The organism is Streptomyces sp. NK15101, from assembly GCF_020400725.1.
Taxonomy (GTDB): Bacteria; Actinomycetota; Actinomycetes; order Streptomycetales; family Streptomycetaceae; genus Streptomyces.
Window position 1 is genome coordinate 64,484 of sequence record NZ_JAINVG010000013.1, and the last position, 18,036, is coordinate 82,519.

Sequence of the window (18,036 nt, forward strand, 5' to 3'; positions counted from 1 at the left end):
GGTCAGATCCGGTACCCGGAGCCGGGGACGGTGACGATGACCGGCGGTTCGCCGAGCTTGCGCCGGAGGGTCATGACGGTGACGCGCACGACGTTGGTGAAGGGGTCGGTGTTCTCGTCCCAGGCCTTCTCCAGGAGCTGCTCGGCCGAGACGACGGCGCCCTCGCTGCGCATGAGGACCTCCAGGACGGCGAACTCCTTCGGCGCGAGCTGCACCTCCCGGCCCTCGCGGAAGACCTCGCGGCGGTTGGGGTCGAGCTTGATGCCGGCGCGCTCCAGGACGGGCGGGAGCGGGACGGTGGTGCGGCGGCCGAGGGCGCGCACGCGCGCGGTGAGCTCGGTGAAGGCGAAGGGCTTGGGGAGGTAGTCGTCCGCCCCGAGTTCCAGGCCCTCGACGCGGTCGCTGACGTCGCCGGAGGCGGTGAGCATCAGGACGCGGGTGGGCATGCCGAGCTCGACGATCTTGCGGCAGACGTCGTCGCCGTGGACGAGCGGGAGGTCGCGGTCGAGGACGACGACGTCGTAGTCGTTGACCTCGACGCGCTCCAGGGCCGCGGCGCCGTCGTACACGACGTCGACGGCCATGGCCTCCCGGCGCAGTCCGGTGGCCACCGCATCGGCGAGCAGCTGCTCGTCCTCGACGACGAGTACGCGCACGTCGTACATCCTTCCCGTTGAGCCGCTGTCCGGGGTGGGGACCGGCTGAAATCCGAGCACTGACTGTGCGTGTCCATCCTGCCCCGTACGCGCGTAAACCGGCTGTAAGACGGCCGTGCGGGGCCTGGGGCGGAGGGGGCGCGCGGCAGGGCGCGCGGGCCGGCACGAAGAATTCACCGGATTCGCGGGCCAGTTGAGGTTTCTCTGAGGAAAGGGCTGGGGAGGACGACTGAACACCCCGTGATCACGCCCTGTATGTGGCGCGCCACATACAGCTCTCTGTCCCCCAGAGTTCGCAGTGCGTGACTCACCCACCCTCGGCACACCCCCGTGCCACCGGACCCACGAGGAGGGGGCGCACGATGGACGCTTTCACCGCAGGACTGCTGCACCGCATCAGGACCACGCAGACGGACCTCACGCGGGCCCGTGAGACGGGCGACGACTACCTGGCGGAGGTGGAGCAGGCGGAGCTGGAGGACCTGCACCGGCTGGCCGCCGAGCACGGCGTGGAGGTGGCCGCGCCGGGCGCCTGACCCGTCCCACCCGCACGTCGTCCGACCGTACGCACGCGTGGGCCCCGGCGCCATCCCGGCACCGGGGCCCACGTGCGTCCGTGCCGGACCCGGCGGGAACCGCCGGACGGGTCCGGGGCCCGTCCGGCCTCCGGACCGCCGTGCGGGGCCTCAGTCGTGCCAGGCCCCCAGCTCCTCCAGGAGCTCCTGGAGGGGCCCGAAGAGGCCCGGGGAGGCCGCGAGCGTCAGTTCGCCCGACTCCGGCTCCCCGGGGCGGCCGCCCGTGAGGCCGCCGGCCTCACGGGCGATGAGCGCGCCCGCCGCGAGGTCCCAGGGGTTGAGGCCGCGCTCGTAGTACGCGTCCAGGCGGCCGGCGGCGACGTCGCAGAGGTCGATGGCGGCCGAGCCGCCGCGGCGGATGTCGCGGACGCGCGGGATGATCTGCCGGGCCACGTCGGCCTGGTGGGCGCGGCGGGCCTGGAGGTACCCGAAGCCGGTGCCGAGGAGGGCCTGGTCGAGCGCGGGCGAGGGGCGGACGGCGAGGCGCCGCTCCCCCGCGTACGCTCCGCCGCCGAGGACCGCCCGGTAGGTCTCGCCGCGCATCGGTGCCTCGACGACGCCGACGACGGTCTCGCCGTCCCGCTCGGCGGCGATCGAGACCGCCCAGGTGGGCAGGCCGTACAGGTAGTTCACGGTGCCGTCGAGCGGGTCGATCACCCAGCGGACGCCGCTGGTCCCGGGGCTCGACGCGCCCTCCTCGCCGAGGAAGCCGTCGTGCGGGCGGTGCTCGGAGAGGAAGCCGGTGATCAGCTTCTCGGCGGCGATGTCCATCTCGGTGACCACGTCGATGGGGCTGGACTTGGTCTTCGCCACGGCCAGGTCGTCGGGCCGGCCGTCGCGCAGCAGCGCTCCGGCCCGCCGGGCGGCCTCCAGGGCGAGGTCGAGCAGTTCGGTGAGCAGGGGGTCGGTCACGCTGTCTCCTTACGCGTACGGGCTGTCGGCACCGGCCGCCGCCGGCCGCTCGGCCCTGGCCGGGCAGCAGCCGATCGGGCAGAGGTCGTGGGAGGCCCCGAGCGCGCCCAGGGCGCAGCGCTCCGCCTTGCTCCCCCGCTCGCGGGCCGCCCGCTCCAGGACGAGCTCGCGGACGGCGGCGGCGAAGCGCGGGTCGGCTCCGACGGTCGCCGAGCGGCGGACGGGCAGGCCGAGCTCGGCCGCCTTGGCCGTGGCCTCGGTGTCGAGGTCGTAGAGGACCTCCATGTGGTCGGAGACGAAGCCGATCGGCACCATGACGGCGGCGGGCGCGCCGGCTGCGTGCAGCTCCTCCAGGTGGTCGCAGATGTCGGGTTCCAGCCACGGGATGTGGGGGGCGCCGCTGCGGGACTGGTAGACGAGCTTCCACGGGTGGTTGGCGCCGGTCTCCTCGCGGACGGCGTCGACGATCATCCGCGCGACGTCGAGGTGCTGGCGCACGTAGGCCCCGCCCTCGCCGTGCTCGGTGACCGGGCCGGAGCTGTCGGCGGCGGATTCGGGGATGGAGTGGGTGGTGAAGGCGAGGTGGGCGCGGTCCCGCACGGCCGGATCGAGCTCGGCGAGCGAGGCGAGGACGCCCTCGACCATGGGGCCGACGAAGCCGGGGTGGTTGAAGTAGTGCCGGAGCTTGTCGACCCGGGGCAGCGGGAGCCCCTCCGCCTCCAGGGTGGCGAGCGCGTCGGCGAGGTTCTCGCGGTACTGGCGGCAGCCGGAGTAGGAGGCGTACGCGCTGGTGGTGAGGACGGCGATGTGGCGCCGTCCGTCGGTGATCATCTCGCGGAGGGTGTCGGTGAGGTACGGCGCCCAGTTCCGGTTCCCCCAGTAGACCGGCAGATCGAGCCCGGCCTGCTCGAAGTCCGTCCGCAGCGCGTCGAGGAGCGCGCGGTTCTGGTCGTTGATCGGGGAGACGCCGCCGAAGAGGAAGTAGTGCTGTCCCACTTCCTTGAGCCGTTCTTTCGGGATGCCGCGGCCGCGGGTCACGTTCTCCAGGAACGGGACCACGTCGTCCGGGCCCTCGGGGCCGCCGAAGGAGAGCAGCAGCAGGGCGTCGTACGGGGCGGGATCGTGCTGATCGGACATGGCACCGATCCTCCCACCCGCCCGCGGCGGTGGAGGGCGCGGCCTGTCCGTGCCGGTGGGCGGCGGAGCCGTCCGTCGGAAGCCGGAGCCGTCCTTCCGGAGGCCGGAACCGTTCGTCCGGGAAACAGGGGTGACCGATCGACTTCAACCCCGTAGGCTTTAGCTATTAATTACACGTGTTGACCAAGGACCTCTCTTGCCCAGTCCCTACCGCGCGATCTTCGCGGCGCCCGGAACCGCTTCGTTCTCCGTCGCGGGCTTCCTCGGCCGTATGCCGCTGTCCATGATGGGCATCGGCATCGTGACCATGATTTCGCAGGTCACCGGCCGGTACGGCCTCGCCGGCGCGCTCTCGGCGACGCTCGCGATGTCCGCCGCGCTCCTCGGCCCCCTGGTCTCCCGCCTGGTCGACCGGCACGGACAGCGCAAGGTGCTCCGCCCGGTGACGCTGGTCTCGCTGACCGCGGCCGCCGGACTCCTCCTCTGCGTGCAGCAGAAGGCCCCGGACTGGACCCTCTTCGTCTTCACGGGCGTGATCGGCTGCGTGCCGAGCGTCGGCGCGATGACCCGCGCCCGGTGGGCGGAGATCTACCGGGGCGAGGAGCGGCGCCTGCACACGGCGTACTCCTGGGAGTCGATCGTCGACGAGGTGTGCTTCATCTTCGGGCCGATCCTCTCGATCGGCCTGTCGACGGCCTGGTTCCCCGAGGCCGGTCCTCTGTTCGCCGGGGCGTTCCTGGCCGTCGGCGTGTTCTGGCTGACCTCGCAGCACGCCACGGAGCCGGCCCCCCACCCCCAGCGCGGCACCCGGGGCGCCTCCGCGCTGCGCTCCCGCGGCCTGCAGGTCCTCACCCTCGCCTTCGTCGCCACCGGCGCGATCTTCGGCTCGGTGGACGTGGTGACCGTGGCCTTCGCCGAGGAGCAGGGCCACAAGGCCGCCGCCAGCCTCGTCCTGGCCGTGTACGCGCTGGGTTCCGGCCTGGCCGGCGCCGTCTTCGGACTGCTCCACCTCAAGGGCGAGCCGTCCCGCAGATGGCTCCTGGGCGTCTGTGCGATGGCCGTGAGTATGATCCCCCTCCTACTGGCCGGGAACCTGCCGTTGCTGGCCGTGGCGCTCTTTGTCGCGGGCCTGTCCATCGCGCCGACGATGGTGACCACCATGGCCCTCGTCGAAGCGCACGTACCGCGCACCAAGCTGACCGAGGGCATGACCTGGACGGGTACCGGCCTCGCGATCGGCGTGGCGCTCGGCTCCTCGGCCGCCGGCTGGGTGGTCGACGCGTCGGGGGCCGAGGCGGGGTACGTGGTGCCCGTCGTCTCGGGCGCGCTCGCGGTCGCGGTGGGTCTCCTCGGACACCGCCGGCTGCGCAGGCCGGCGCCGAACCGGGAGGGGCAGCGTGAGCGGGACGACAACAGCGGGGTCGGGGAGCGTCAGGACGGCGGGCAGCCCGTGGCGTAACTGGGCGGGGAACGTCACCTCCCGCCCGGTGCGCGAGGTCAGTCCGGCCTCCGCCGAGGAGCTCGCCGAGGCGGTGCGCCGCGCGGCCGAGGACGGGCTGCGGGTGAAGACGGTCGGCACCGGCCATTCCTTCACCTCGATCGCGGCCACCGACGGCGTGCTGATCCGGCCGGGTCTGCTGGCCGGGATCCGGCGGATCGACCGCGAGGCGATGACCGTGACGGTCGAGTCGGGCACGCCCCTGAAGCGGCTCAACGTGGCGCTGGCCCGGGAGGGCCTGTCGCTCACGAACATGGGCGACATCATGGAGCAGACCGTCGCCGGCGCCACCTCCACCGGCACGCACGGCACGGGCCGCGATTCGGCGTCCATCGCCGCGCAGATCCGCGAGCTGGAGCTGGTCACGGCCTCGGGCGAGCTGCTCACCTGCTCGGAGAAGGAGAACCCGGAGGTCTTCGCGGCCGCCAGGATCGGCCTCGGCGCCCTCGGCGTGGTCACGGCGATCACCTTCGCGGTGGAGCCGGTCTTCCTGCTCACCGCGCGCGAGGAGCCGATGACCTTCGACCGGGTCACCTCGGACTTCGACGCGCTGCACGCGGAGAACGAGCACTTCGAGTTCTACTGGTTCCCCCACACGGACAACTGCAACACCAAGCGCAACAACCGCAGCGCGGGCCCCGCCGCTCCCCCCGGACGGATCAGCGGCTGGATCGAGGACGAGCTCCTCTCCAACGGGATCTTCCAGCTCGCCTGCTCGCTGGGCCGCGCGGTGCCGCCGGTCATCCCGTCGATCGCCAAGGTCTCCAGCCGGGCCCTGTCCGCCCGTACGTACACCGACATCCCGTACAAGGTCTTCACCTCGCCGCGCCGGGTCCGCTTCCTGGAGATGGAGTACGCGCTTCCGCGTGAGGCGGCGGTCGCCGCGCTGCGCGAACTCAAGGCGATGATCGAGCGCTCGCCGCTCAAGGTGAGCTTCCCGGTGGAGGTGCGCACGGCCCCGGCGGACGACATCGCACTGTCCACGGCCTCGGGGCGGGAGACCGCGTACATCGCCGTCCACCTCTACAGGGGAACGCCCCACCGCGCGTACTTCACCGCGGTGGAGCGCATCATGACGGCGCACGGGGGCCGCCCCCACTGGGGCAAGGTCCACACGCGCGACGCCGCCTACCTGTCCGAGGCCTACCCGCGCTTCGCCGAGTTCACGGCGCTGCGCGACCGGCTCGACCCGGACCGGCTGTTCGCCAACGACTACCTGCGCCGGGTCCTGGGCGACTGACGGTCACTCGGCTCCCGTGCCGGTCCCGGCGTCGGCTCCGGTCGGCGCCGGGGCCGAGGGGGCCTCGGGCTGCTCCGTGCCGGCGGTCGGTTCCCGGGTCGGCTCCGTCGGTTCCGTCGCCGGGACGGTCGGCGTCGGGGCGGTCGGCGTCCCGTCACCGGCGGAACCGGAGGGTGCGGGCTCCGCCGAGGGCGTTCCGGTCCCGGTCTCCCGGCCGCCCGGTGTCGGCGTGGACCCCGTCGTGGGGGTGCCGGCGCCGTCCGGCTGCCGCCCGGTGCCGTCGGCGGACCCCGAGGGAGCCGGCGTGGGCTCCTCGTTCCGGTCGGTCGTGTCCTGGCCGGTGCTCCCGCCGCGGACGGCCGAGCCGAAGGTGGTGGCGCCCTGCTTGCCGCTGAAGTCCTGTCCGGCGACCAGTTCGTAGGCGGTGATGCCGCCCATGGTGACGCCGAAGACCAGGGCGGCGGCGATCGCCGGGCGCCTCCAGCCCCGGACGCGGGTGCCGTGGGTGGTCGCCGCGCCGAACTCCTCACCGGGTTTCCCGTCGGACTTCCCGTCGGACGGCGGCGGGGCCGGGAGGGTGCTCAGCACGAGGGTGCGGTCGTCCTGCGGCCCGGCCGGGACCGGGACCTGACGCGCCTTCGGCTTGGCCGCCGCGGTCACGTCGCGGACCTGTTCGCCGGTGCGCTTGAAGAGCTGCTGGAAGAGCGGACCGCCACAGGTCGCGATGACACTGATCACACCGGCGCCGAGGATCGTGCCGTACACGCCGAGGGTCGAGGCGAGCTTGGCGGCGATGACCGCGGCCAGGGCGCTGCCGGAGACCTGAGCCACGCTCAGGTCGATCCTTCCGCCGCTCTTCTTCCCCTCCTCCGGCTCGTCCCCGTCGTTTTCCGGCCTGTGACGCATCTCCGACCCCTGATGGCTCATCCGTTCGCCTTGCACCCAGAAGGGACAAACAGGCGAAGCGAATAGTTCCGTTTCTGCTGTTTCTGTGAAGAGCGACACGTATGGGGGAAGATCGCGGAGACTCAACTCCCGTACCGCCCGAGAAGTTGGGCGGCGCGCCGGTCCACCCAGGTGGCCCGAATGGAGTACATTGACGAATCCTGGGTACGGACGCCCTCACGGGTGCCCGGAATCAAGGGGGAGGGGGCCGTACACGGCGCTCGAACCGGCGGCGCTTCGGCATCGCACGGGAACCGACTGCACAGAGTGACCGCCAGTCACTCCGAGTAGTGAACAGGTAACCGTGCCATAACGGCGTTCCAGGGTCCACGCCCGACACGCCGGGCAACTCGGCAAGGTAGTGGCAGGCTGCACCCGGGCAGGCCACACTCGACTAGCGGAAGCAGCGACGCACGTGACGTCGGCAGGCACCACCCGGGAGGTCCCCATGCCCGAACTGCGTGTCGTGGCCGTCTCCAACGACGGCACACGACTGGTGCTGAAGGCTGCTGACAGCACGGAGTACACGCTTCCGATCGACGAGCGGCTCCGTGCCGCCGTGCGCAACGACCGCGCGCGCCTCGGTCAGATCGAGATCGAGGTGGAGAGCCACCTCCGCCCCCGCGACATCCAGGCACGCATAAGGGCCGGTGCCTCCGCGGAGGAGGTCGCCCAGCTCGCCGGCATCCCCGTCGACCGCGTGCGCCGCTTCGAGGGCCCCGTGCTCGCGGAGCGCGCCTTCATGGCCGAGCGCGCCCGCAAGACCCCGGTCCGCAGGCCCGGGGAGAACAGCGGCCCGCAGCTCGGCGAGGCGGTGCAGGAGCGGCTGCTGCTGCGCGGCGCCGAGAAGGACACCGTGCAGTGGGACTCCTGGCGGCGCGACGACGGCACCTGGGAGGTGCTGCTCGTCTACCGGGTCGCGGGCGAGGTCCACACGGCCAGCTGGACGTACGACCCGCCGCGGCGGCTCGTCCAGGCCGTGGACGACGAGGCACGGGCCCTGATCGGCGAGACGGACGACACGATCGCCGCCGCGCCGGAGCCGAGCTTCCCCTTCGTGCCGCGCATCGCCCGGCTGCCCCGGGACAGGCCGCTCGACCGGGCGCTGGACCGCCAGATCGACCGTTCCGACCGGCAGCTGGAGCGGGCGCCCGCGCCCGCCGAGCCGGAGGAGGAACGGGACTCGCTGACGAGCCTCCTGGAGGCCGTGCCGAACTTCCGCGGCGACATGGTCGTGCCCGAGCAGCCGGACACCGAGCCCTCGGAGGAGCTGGAGGCGGAGGAGCCGCCGGCCCCGGCCGCCTCGGCGGGCGCGGGATCGGCCTACGCCGACGTCCTGATGCCCCGCGCGGTCTCGGGTCACCGCGACCGCCTGCACGGTGCCACGGACCGCCAGGCCGAGGCGGACGGCGTCCGCCCGGGCCGCCGCGCCGCCGTGCCGAGCTGGGACGAGATCGTCTTCGGCACCCGCAGGAAGAAGCAGGACTGATCGACGGGCGGCACCGCTCGACGGGCGGCACCGCTCGACGAGCGGTGCCGGTCGCCGTACGCGTACGGAAGGGCCCGCGCCCCGCGAGGGCGCGGGCCCTTCCGTACGGCTTAGCGCGGGTCCGGGCCCGTGGCGACCGGACGGGCGGGGTCCGAGGACCACTCCGACCAGGAACCGGCGTAGAGGCCCGCCGGGATGCCCGCGATCTCCAGGGCGAGCACCTCGTGGGCGCCCGACACGCCCGAGCCGCAGTAGACCGCGACCGGGGTCCCCTCGGTCGCGCCGAGCGAGGCGAAGCGGTCCCGCAGGACGTCGGCCGCCAGGAAGAGGCCCTCGGCGTCGACGTTCTCCGTCGTCGGGGCCGAGACCGCGCCCGGGATGTGCCCGCCGACCCGGTCGATCGGCTCCACGTCGCCCCGGTAGCGCTCGGCCGCCCGTGCGTCCAGGAGCAGCCCCGTGCCGGGCAGCGCCGCGGCCGCGTCGGCGTCGAGCAGCTCCAGGGCGCCGGGCTTCGGCCGGAAGTCGCCCGGCTCCGGCGTCGGGACCTTCTCCGTGAGCTCCCCCGTCCAGGCCGCGAGGCCCCCGTCCAGGACCCGCACGTCCGGGTGGCCCGCCCAGCGGAGCAGCCACCAGGCGCGGGCCGCGCCCCAGCCGAGGCCCCCGTCGTAGACGACGACCGGCCGGTCCGCCGAGACGCCGGCCCGGCGCATCACGGCCCCGAAGGCCTCCGGGTCGGGCAGCGGGTGACGGCCACCGCTCCCGGGCGGTCCCGCGAGTTCCGCGTCCAGATCGACGTAGACCGCCCCGGGAAGGTGGCCGGCCTCGTAGGCGGGCCGCCCGGGCGGGCCGCCGAGCGTCCAGCGGACGTCCAGGAGAACCGGCGGCCGGGCCCCGGTCGACTCGCTCAGCAGTTCGCTTGCGGAGATGATGGGCTTCATGGGAGCCATCCTCGCGCAGCCGCCCGGCAGCGGGGGGACGGACCCGGCGATCTCCGACGGGATCGCGCCACGTTCGGTGTGGCCTGGGCGCGCCGCGCCCCCGTCGGTGTCACCATCGGACGGCACGGCCACGACGACGGTCCGAGGAGAGTGTGACGATGACCGAGGCGACTCCGCGCCCGCCCGGCACACCCTGCTGGGTGAGCCTGATGGTGCACGGAATCGACGCCACGCAGGAGTTCTACCGTGCGCTCTTCGGCTGGGAGTTCGTCCCCGGTCCGCAGCAGCTCGGTCCGTACGTGCGCGCGCTGCTCGGCGGCAAGGAGGTGGCGGGCATCGGCCAGCTGCCGCCCGACCGTAACCTGCGGATCGCCTGGACCCCCTATCTGGCCACCGGGGACGCCGACGAGACCGCCGAGGACATCCGCTGCTGCGGCGGCACCGTCGCCGTCGGTCCGCTGGACGCGGGCGAGGCGGGCCGTCTGGTCATCTGCTCCGACCCGTCCGGCGCGGTCTTCGGCGTCTGGCAGGCGGAGGCGCACCACGGGACGGCGGCGGCGGGACCGCCGGGGACGCCGGTGTGGAACGAGCTCCTCACGTACGAGACGTCCTCGATCGGCAAGTTCTACCGGACGGTCTTCGGCTACGAGGTGGAGCCGGTGGTCTCCGCCGACCACGACTACGCGACGCTCCACGTGGCAGGGGCCCCGGTGGCCTCGCTGCACGGCGTCGGCAACGCGCTTCCCCGGGACCGGGGCCCGCACTGGATGACGTACTTCGAGGTCGCCGACACGGACGCGGCCGCGCAGCTCGTCCGGGAGCTCGGCGGCCGGGTGCTGCGCCCGCCGCGCGAGGGCAAGGCGGGCCGGCTCGCTCTGGTGGCGGACCCGGAGGGCGCGGTCTTCACCCTGGTCAGGTCCGCCGGGCGCTGAGCGCCTGCGGTCCCCGGCGGGCGTGGGCGGCTCGGGTCCGCCGGCCGGGGCTCAGCCGCGCCGGCTCCGGATCAGGCCGCGGCGCAGCCGGGACCTGCCGGTTCGCTCGGGGGCGGGATCGCCGCCCGGGAGGCCGAGCCGGGTCAGCCGTTCCGCGGTGAAGTGGTGCGCGGTGCCGGGATCGGCGTGGTGCTCCGCCAGAAAGGCGGCGGCCTCCTCGCGGAGCCCCGGGTGGGCCTTGTGCCGCATGCAGTAGCCGACGGCCCTGACCAGGGGCGTGAGCGAGGCCGGGGCCGCTCCGGGGACGGCGGGCTCCTCGCCGCCCTCCAGGTCGGCGACCAGGTGGTCGACGACGGTGAGGGGGATGCGGTTGCTGTTCTCGAAGGGGGTGAGCCGTTCGAGGACCTCGGCGGTGCCCACGCGCGCGATGGGGACGCCGTAGTGGACGGCGGCGGTGAGCATCGCCGTGGAGAAGCAGCCGACGACGAGCTCGGGCCGGCAGCGCTCGTAGAAGGTCTCGGCGAGCAGCGGCCCGTCGAGGACGGTGAGCCGTACGCCGCTCCGCTCGGCCTCCTCGTCCAGGGCCTGGGAGTAGCGGGCGGGCGCGGTCGGGTGCGGCTTGAAGACCACCGAGCGGTGGCCGGCCGCGGCGGCCCCGCGCAGCATCCGTACGTGCAGCTCCTCTTCCTCCTCGGCGGTGAGCAGGGAGAGGGCGGCGAGGTACTGGCCGAGCAGCAGGGCCGTCGGCCCGGCGGCGGCCGCCCGCGCGATCTGCGGGTCGTCGGCCGCCTCCTCGGCGATCTCGGCGAGGACGGCGCGGAAGGCGGCGTCGGGGACGAGCTCGGGCTCGACCCCGTACTCGCCGAGGAGGAGGGGGCGAAGGCCCGGCACCAGGTCGAGGTGGAGCACGCGGCGGATGCGGCAGGCGATCGACTGCGCGAGGTCGGAGCGGGTCGGGCCGTAGCTCATCAAGCCGTCGGCGTAGACGTGCACGGCGCTCTCGGGGAAGGCGCCGGCGAGCGCCTTGGCCGGGTTTACCTGGATGGATTCGACGATCAGCTCGACCGGGCCGGTGCCGAGGTCCCAGGCGGTGCGCAGGACGCGCTGCCAGAGCGGGGCCTCCTCGGGGCGGGGGGCCCAGGCGGCGGGGTGGTACGGGTGGATCGTCTCGTTCCAGTCGAGGGTGCCGTCGAAGCGGGCGGCGATCCGCCCGTACCCGGTCATGGTCTCCAGGCGCAGCGCGGTCTCCGGGATCTCGGCGTTGTGCGAGATCAGCAGGAGCCTGCGGGCGGAGTCCCGGGGGCCGAACTGTCCGGCGTCGAGCGCGGCGGCGAGGGTGGCCGCGCCGTACAGGGTGGACACCTGGAAGATCTGGACCGGCAGGTCGGGGGCGGCGTCGGGGGCCATGGGTCAGGCGGTCCTTCCGGTGTCGCGCAGGCTCCGGAGGAGGGTGCTGCGCTTGGTGTCCATGGTGGCGAGGGTCTCGTCGAGGACCTCCTGCGGCATGCGGTGCAGGGCGTCGCGGACGTCGGCGCGCAGCCGCGTGGCGACGGCCGGCTCGTACGCGGCCACCTTGCCCATGTGGAAGGCGATCATCGCGCAGTAGGTGCGGACCGCCTTCGGGAGGAAGCGGTCGGCCTCCGCGTCCCTGGAGACCTCGTCGAGCAGGAGGTCGTACGAGGGGATGAAGTCCAGCTGCCGGTTGTCGGTGATCTGGGTGAGCGAGGTGGTGACACCCCGCCGGTAGAAGACGCCGTGCAGGGAAAGGGCCGCGAACGTGCGCGCCTTGAGGTGGAGCCGCCAGACCCAGAGGCGGTCCTCGGCCGTTCTGAGGGACGTCTCGAAGCGGGATTCCCCGTTCTCGAAGAGGCGGCCGCTGTAAATGCCGAAGGGGACGAAGGGATAGTCGACCATCGTCACCATGCTGGCCGGGGAGATTCCGTCCCTGGGGTCCATCACCGTGTCGCGCCGTTTGGCCGGGGCATAGCGGATCTGCCGCTTCCGGCCCTCCGACAGGACGTGGTCGGTGCGGGCGAAATCGCAGCCCAGGCGGGAGATCCCGGCCACGGCGGCGCTCAGGTGGCCGGGCGCGTACCAGTCGTCGCCGTCGAGGAACGTGAGGTATTCGCCGCGCGCCGCGTCGATTCCGGTGTTGCGGGCCTGGGCGACGCCCTGATTCGTCTCGTGCCGGATGACGGTGGCGTTCGGCAGGCGGCCCTGCCAGCGGTCGAGGATCTCCGGGGTGTCGTCCGTCGAGCAGTCGTCGATCAGCAGGAACTCGAATTCCGGATCCGCGTTGTTCGCGAGACTGCGCAAGGTGTCGGGCGCGTATGCCCCGACATTGTGGAACGGTACGACGACGGACAGTTTCGGCACTCGGGATCCCCACACTGAATCAACAATTCAACACCGCTACGGCGGGTACGGTAACGGCCGACTTTTCCCGGCGAACGAGCCGCGCGTGCACTCCGGGTGAACTCTTGTCGTATCCGGCGGAAACCCCGTCACCCCCGGGCCCGCCGGCGGTGCAGGAACCCCGTCACGGCGAGCGCGAGGAGCGCCGCCGCGCCGACCGCGCCGCCCGCCGCCAGCCCCGGCGGCCGGAAGGAGCAGCTGACGGTGCTCGCCCGTCCGTCGAGGGGGACGGCGACGAGACCCTCGTACGCGCGCGGGGGGCGGGCCTCCGCGCCGCCGGCGGCGCAGCGCCAGCCGGAGATGCGCGGTGCGGCGAGGACCGCGACGCCCTTGCTGCCGGGCGGCAGTTCGGCCGTGACGGTGTGTCCGGTGGCACGCACGCGCGTGGCACCGCCGGCGGTGAGCCGCCGCACGGCGGAGTCGAGCCGGGCGCCGACCAGACAGCCGACCGGTTCCCGGGGCAGCCGCAGCTCGCCCCCGGGCTCCAGGTCGATCCGCACCGCGCCGGAGTCCGAGACGGGGCCGAGGGCCTGCATGGGGGCGCGGACGGCGGGCGGCCTGCCGTCGAACTCCACGAACCCCCAACCGGCCAGGGCCGCCGTGCCCTTGTACTCGGGCGCCCAGAACCAGACCTGGGAGCCCGCGGGGCAGCGGGCGGTGAGGGTGCGTCCGGTGCGGCGCGTGGCGGGCAGCTCGTACACGTCGGCGCCGAGCAGACGTTCCTGCCGGGCGAAGGCCGAGTCCCCGGGGTGCGTGGCCGGGCGCCCCGGCGGACGGACGGTGACCAGGGGCGGCACGGGGGTGGTGGCGGCGGTGACCGTGGCGCGGGGCGCGGCGTCCTGGCGCAGGGGCTCCGCGGGCTCCGAGCGCAGCCGGGTGCCGATGGAGAAGAGGGCGTCCGCGACGGGGTTGTCGAGGCTGACGGGGTGCCGGCCCTTCGCGTAGTAGCCGAAGCCGAGCGAGGCCAGGGTCCGGGAGGTCACGTCCGCGGTGAGGCTGCTGTAGTAGTCGGCGCCCTGCCCTCCGACGAGCAGCACGTCGTTGCCGCCGGGCACCTCGCCGGGGTCCGTGCGGTACCGCGGCCAGGCGTCCGCGCGGGCCACCTCGGCGGCGGCGGTCGCGTGCCAGGGACCGATCCGGGGCGACCAGAAGACCTCGCTCCGCTGCTGCTCCTCGATCCGCTTCCCGGTGACGGCCGCTTCGCCGGCCTGCGCGGCGACGAGCAGGACCACGGCCAGGACGGGGAGTACGCGCGCGCGTGGCACCCGGTCCGGCCGTACGCGCGCGTGGCCCCGGCGCTCGCCGGTCAGGGCGAGGAGGGCGGCGGCGAGCGCGAGGAGCGCCGCCGCGCCGAAGGCGGGGAAGGTCCACCGGTCGACGTCGGCGCTCCCCCGGGCCGCCCACGCCAGGGCTCCGAGCAGCGCCACGCCCGCGAGGAGCGCGGCCGGCCGGGGTACGCCCCGGGCGGCGGAGAGCCAGGCGGCGATGATCAGCAGGCCGCACAGGACGAAGGTCTGACGGTACGGAATGCCGTTGGGCGAGGCGCCCGCGTGCCACAGCAGATGCGTGGGTTCCCACTGGAGGGAGAGCGTCACCAGGACGATCGCGGCCGTCCAGGCCGCCCGGACGCGCGGGGCGACGGCCCGGTGGAAGGGCAGCGTCAGCGCGAGCGCGAGGGCGGGCGTGCCGATGAAGAGGGCGGGGCTGTCGACGCTCTCGGTGGCGGGCAGGAACCGGGCGAGGACGTCCGTCCAGGGCGCCCGCGTGAAAGTGGCGGCGGGGGTGGGGTCGGCGGCCTTCGTGGCGAGGAAGACGACCATGACGAGCGGGGCGGCGAGTCCGATGCCGATGAGGACGCTCCGGGCGGCGCGCAGCGCCCCGGCGAGGCGCTGCCGGGCGCCGGCGGTCTCCTCGGCGGTGAGGAGGCGGACGGCGAGGACGACGGCGGCGCCGAGCGTCGCCATGTACGCGGTGTAGAAGTTGGCGATCCAGGCCAGGGCGACCACGAGGGGGCCGAGGACGGGACGGCGGCCGGCGCGGGCCCATTCGCCGACCAGGCAGAGCAGGGGGAGGGCGACGAGCCCGTCGAGCCACATCGGGACGGTGGCGCCGTAGTCGAGGGTCCAGCCCGAGAGGGCGTACGCGGTGCCGAGCACGGCGGCGACCGGCCACGGGCCGGGGCGCAGCCGCAGGAGCAGCAGCGCCATCGCGGCCGCCGCCGCGGCGATCTTGGCGACGGTGACGACGTACAGCGCGAGTTCGACGCGGTCCGCCGGGAAGACCACGACGAGCAGGTCGAAGGGGCTGCTGAGGTACGTGCCGATGTCGCCGAGGAAGTTGGAGCCGAAGCCGGAGTTCCAGTTGAGGAAGGCGTCCCCGTGCGTCTCGCCGAGCAGGAAGGCGCGCCAGTAGGCGTGGAACGGCAGGTACTGCTGGCCGAGGTCGAGGATGTTCCTGGTCACCGGGCCGAAGGGGTGCGTACGGGAGAGCCGGGTGGCGAGGCAGAGCAGCGCGGCGGTGAGCAGGGCGGCGGCGGCCGGGGCCCGCAGGGCGGACCGCCGCCGCTCGCCGTCCCGGTGCCGCTCCGCCTCGTCGCGTACGGTCTCGTCCTCGGCGTACACGGCCTCGGCGGCGGGTGGCACACGTCCTCCAGGGGGCACGGCACGGAGAGGCCCGGAGGGGTCGTCACGGGCCGACCGCCATTACCGCCGAAGCGGGCGACCCGCAACCGATCGGCAGGCGCTCTTCAGGCACACTCCGGGTGAACTCCGGGTGCCGGCGGGGCAGTCGGCACCGGCGGAGCCGAGGAGCCGAGGAGCCGAGGAGTCGAGGAGTCGAGGGCACGGCCCGGGCCGAAGGACCCGGCCGAGCCGCCCTCCGGGCATCGGCCGAACCCGGCCGGGCCCCCTCCGGCCTCACCCGACGGGTGCCGGGTCGACGAGCTCGTCGACCGTGCGGGCCACCGTGCCGAACAGGTCCCGGACCGTCGTCAGGCTCGCGGCCTGGAGGGCTTCCGCCGTCAGGGCGGTGCCGTCCGGCGCCTCCAGGGGGCGGGTCGCGGTGGCTTCGGCGACCACGGTGGGGCGGTAGCCGAGGTTGAAGGCGCCCTGGGCGGTGAAGAGGACGCACATGTGGGTCATGAAGCCGGCGATGACCAGGTCACCGCTCACGCCGAGCTCCTTGAGGGTCTCCTCCAGGTCCGTGGCGTGGAAGGCGTTGGGGAACTGCTTGACGACGACCTTCTCGCCCTCGGCCGGGGCGACTTCGGCGCTGATCGAGCCGATCTCCGCCCGGATGTCGTACGGAGTGCCCTCCCCGCCGTCGTTGACGACGTGGACCACGGGGGCGCCCGCGGCGCGGGCGGCGGCGAGCAGCCGGGCGCCGGCGGCCACGGCCTCCTCGGCGCCGTCGAGGCGCATGACGCCGGTGCGGTAGGTGTTCTGGAAATCGATCATGATCAGCGCCGACCCGTCCAGTCGCGGCAGTTCCTGGGGCAGGCCGATCACATCGCGCAGGGTGGTGGACACGGTCATGGCGGTTCCTTTCGTCGCGAACGGCGGGACGGCCCGGGCGCGCCGACCCCGGGCATGTTTCATACGCTAACACAGTTGGTTAGCGCCGATAACACCAGGGAAGGCGGCGCCGCGTCCGGGCCCTCCCGGGGCAGGATCCGCCCAGGTCCGCGGTGTTAGCGCTGTTATCGTGGGGCCATGTCGACGGCACGAGAGCGCATCCTGGAAGCCACCGGGGAACTGCTCGCCACCAAGGACGCGCTGGCCATCTCGACCCGGGCCATCTGCGACCGGGCGAAGGTCGGCATGCCCGAGATCTACCGGCAGTTCGGCGACAAGCAGGGGTTGCTCACGGCGGTGGCCGACATCGGCTTCGAGCGCTTCCTCGCCGAGAAGCGGCGCAATCCGCTCACCGAGGACCCGGTGGCGGACCTGAGCACGGCCTGGGACAGCCACGTCGCGTTCGCGCTGCGCAACCCGCACCTCTACCGCCTGATGTTCACGCCGACGGGCGACGCCAAGCCGCAGGCCGTCAAGGAGGCGCAGGCGCTCCTCCTGCAGGCCGTGGAGCGCTGCCGTGACGCCGGGCGCCTGCGCATGAGCCCCGAGCTGGCCGGCCGATCGATCCTCTCCGCCAACGTGGGCGTCTGCATGATGGCGCTGTCCTTCCCCGAACTGTTCGGGGACCTCGCCGTCTCGTACGCGGTCCGGGACGCCGTCATCGGGAAGGTCACCGGCGACGAGCGCGAGGACGCCCGGCTCGGCTCCGCGACCGTCCTCGCCCAGGCGCTGGTCGACACCCTGACGGGGGCGGCGCCGGTGAGCGCGGCGGACCTCGACCGGCTGACGCGCGCACGGCGGACACCGGACGCGATCCCGGAGCCGTGACGCCGGCGGGCCGGGCGATCGCCGCGGCCGCGGTCCCCCGGGAGGCCCCGGCCCGCCGACCGCGACGGAGATCAGCACCGCCGCGGAACCGCCCTTGCGGCCGCGGATCGTGCTCCAGGCCGACGAAAGGTTCCGGCGCGAGAGCGTGCGGACCTTCCTCCCGGCCCTCTCGCTCGTCGGCGGATCCGGCTGAGAGCGGCGGGCCCGCCGGGTGAGAGCGGCGGGCCCGCGCGGGTCAGTCCGAGGTGACCGGCAGCACGTCGGGCGAGAGGGCGCCCGCGTGGGCGGAGGCCGAGGTGACCCGGCGGCGGTGGTGGCGGCGGCAGAGGACCTCGTAGCCGATCTCCTCGGCCGGTCGGTTCACGTCCCCGACGACGACCTGCTCGCCCTCGACGACCATCTCGCCGCCCACCGTGCGGGCGTTGTGCGTGGCGCGGGCGCCGCACCAGCACAGCGCCTCGACCTGGAGCTGCTCGATCCGGTCCGCCAGCTCGATCAGCCGCTGCGAGCCCGGGAACAGCTTCGTGCGGAAGTCCGTCGTGATCCCGAAGGCGAAGACGTCCAGGTCGAGGTCGTCGACGATGCGGGCGAGCTGGTCGATCTGCTCCGGGGCGAGGAACTGGGCCTCGTCCACGATCACGTAGTCGGCCTTGCCGCCCTGGGAGAGCTGCGTGACCAGGTACGCGTACAGGTCCATGCCCCGCGGCGCCTCGACCGCCTCCGTCACCAGGCCGAGCCGGGAGGACAGCTTGCCCTCGCCCGCCCGGTCGTCACGGGTGAAGATCACGCCCTGAAGCCCCCGCGCATCGCGGTTGTGGGCGATCTGGAGCGCCAGGGTGCTCTTCCCGCAGTCCATGGTTCCGGAGAAGAAGACCAGCTCGGGCATGACGGGACAGGGA

Annotated in this window: 16 protein-coding genes; 6 read left to right on the forward strand and 10 right to left on the reverse strand. The window is 73.7% G+C overall.

The genetic code is table 11. The annotated features are described in order from the left end of the window. Nucleotides 1-2: 2 nt before the first annotated feature. Entirely contained in the window at nt 3-656 is a 654-nt protein-coding gene (locus tag K7G60_RS10260) for a response regulator transcription factor (protein WP_123457530.1), read from the reverse strand. Nucleotides 657-1,018: 362 nt separating this feature from the next. On the opposite strand from K7G60_RS10260, the gene K7G60_RS10265 reads away from it, so the two are divergent. Further along, nucleotides 1,019-1,192, forward strand: a complete 174-nt coding sequence (locus tag K7G60_RS10265) for a hypothetical protein (RefSeq protein WP_225800504.1) — start codon at nt 1,019-1,021, stop codon at nt 1,190-1,192. A 150-nt stretch (nt 1,193-1,342) separates the two neighbouring features. On the opposite strand, the gene K7G60_RS10270 is transcribed toward K7G60_RS10265, so the two are convergent. Next, on the reverse strand, nt 1,343-2,143 hold the full coding sequence (locus K7G60_RS10270; RefSeq protein WP_225800505.1) for an inositol monophosphatase family protein: 801 nt from the start codon (nt 2,141-2,143) through the stop codon (nt 1,343-1,345). A 9-nt stretch (nt 2,144-2,152) separates the two neighbouring features. Beyond that, nucleotides 2,153-3,280 (reverse strand): ferrochelatase, encoded by a 1,128-nt coding sequence (locus tag K7G60_RS10275; protein WP_225800506.1) that lies wholly within the window; start codon nt 3,278-3,280, stop codon nt 2,153-2,155. Nucleotides 3,281-3,476: 196 nt separating this feature from the next. Between K7G60_RS10275 and K7G60_RS10280 the strand changes: the two genes are divergently transcribed. Both K7G60_RS10280 and K7G60_RS10285 read left to right on the forward strand, forming a co-directional pair. After that, nucleotides 3,477-4,739 carry an MFS transporter gene (locus K7G60_RS10280; RefSeq protein ID WP_225800507.1) on the forward strand — a complete coding sequence of 421 codons (1,263 nt, stop codon included), beginning with the start codon at nt 3,477-3,479 and terminating at the stop codon, nt 4,737-4,739. Further along, nucleotides 4,678-6,018: a D-arabinono-1,4-lactone oxidase gene (locus K7G60_RS10285; RefSeq protein ID WP_225800508.1), complete on the forward strand. Its 1,341-nt coding sequence runs from the start codon at nt 4,678-4,680 to the stop codon at nt 6,016-6,018. The genes K7G60_RS10280 and K7G60_RS10285 overlap by 62 nt, the downstream gene beginning before the upstream one ends. Before the next feature lie 3 nt (nt 6,019-6,021). Here K7G60_RS10285 and K7G60_RS10290 read toward each other — a convergent pair whose 3' ends face one another. Continuing rightward, nucleotides 6,022-6,849 carry a hypothetical protein gene (locus K7G60_RS10290; protein ID WP_225800509.1) on the reverse strand — a complete coding sequence of 276 codons (828 nt, stop codon included), beginning with the start codon at nt 6,847-6,849 and terminating at the stop codon, nt 6,022-6,024. Nucleotides 6,850-7,411: 562 nt separating this feature from the next. Here K7G60_RS10290 and sepH point away from each other — a divergent pair. Further along, nucleotides 7,412-8,452 carry a septation protein SepH gene (sepH, locus tag K7G60_RS10295; RefSeq protein ID WP_225800510.1) on the forward strand — a complete coding sequence of 347 codons (1,041 nt, stop codon included), beginning with the start codon at nt 7,412-7,414 and terminating at the stop codon, nt 8,450-8,452. Nucleotides 8,453-8,562: 110 nt separating this feature from the next. Here sepH and K7G60_RS10300 read toward each other — a convergent pair whose 3' ends face one another. Further along, nucleotides 8,563-9,390 carry a sulfurtransferase gene (locus K7G60_RS10300; protein WP_225800511.1) on the reverse strand — a complete coding sequence of 276 codons (828 nt, stop codon included), beginning with the start codon at nt 9,388-9,390 and terminating at the stop codon, nt 8,563-8,565. 158 nt (nt 9,391-9,548) lie between these two features. Between K7G60_RS10300 and K7G60_RS10305 the strand changes: the two genes are divergently transcribed. Then, on the forward strand, nt 9,549-10,322 hold the full coding sequence (locus K7G60_RS10305; RefSeq protein ID WP_225800512.1) for a VOC family protein: 774 nt from the start codon (nt 9,549-9,551) through the stop codon (nt 10,320-10,322). Nucleotides 10,323-10,373: 51 nt separating this feature from the next. Here K7G60_RS10305 and K7G60_RS10310 read toward each other — a convergent pair whose 3' ends face one another. From K7G60_RS10310 to K7G60_RS10325, 4 genes are all read right to left on the reverse strand, one after another. Then, entirely contained in the window at nt 10,374-11,729 is a 1,356-nt protein-coding gene (locus K7G60_RS10310; RefSeq protein WP_225800513.1) for an alpha-2,8-polysialyltransferase family protein, read from the reverse strand. 3 nt (nt 11,730-11,732) lie between these two features. Continuing rightward, entirely contained in the window at nt 11,733-12,698 is a 966-nt protein-coding gene (locus K7G60_RS10315) for a glycosyltransferase family 2 protein (RefSeq protein ID WP_225800514.1), read from the reverse strand. A gap of 128 nt (nt 12,699-12,826) precedes the next feature. Next, nucleotides 12,827-15,379, reverse strand: a complete 2,553-nt coding sequence (locus K7G60_RS10320) for a YfhO family protein (RefSeq protein WP_225800515.1) — start codon at nt 15,377-15,379, stop codon at nt 12,827-12,829. Between the two features lie 273 nt (nt 15,380-15,652). Beyond that, the gene (locus K7G60_RS10325; RefSeq protein WP_225800516.1) at nt 15,653-16,270 is read right to left on the reverse strand and encodes an isochorismatase family protein; all 618 of its coding nucleotides are present in this window, start codon (nt 16,268-16,270) and stop codon (nt 15,653-15,655) included. A gap of 177 nt (nt 16,271-16,447) precedes the next feature. Here K7G60_RS10325 and K7G60_RS10330 point away from each other — a divergent pair, with 177 nt between their 5' ends. Next, a complete protein-coding gene (locus K7G60_RS10330) occupies nt 16,448-17,137 on the forward strand; it encodes a TetR/AcrR family transcriptional regulator (RefSeq protein WP_225800517.1) in 690 nt (229 codons plus the stop codon). A 235-nt stretch (nt 17,138-17,372) separates the two neighbouring features. On the opposite strand, the gene K7G60_RS10335 is transcribed toward K7G60_RS10330, so the two are convergent. Next, entirely contained in the window at nt 17,373-18,023 is a 651-nt protein-coding gene (locus K7G60_RS10335) for a thymidine kinase (protein WP_225800518.1), read from the reverse strand. Between the last annotated feature and the right edge of the window lie 13 nt (nt 18,024-18,036).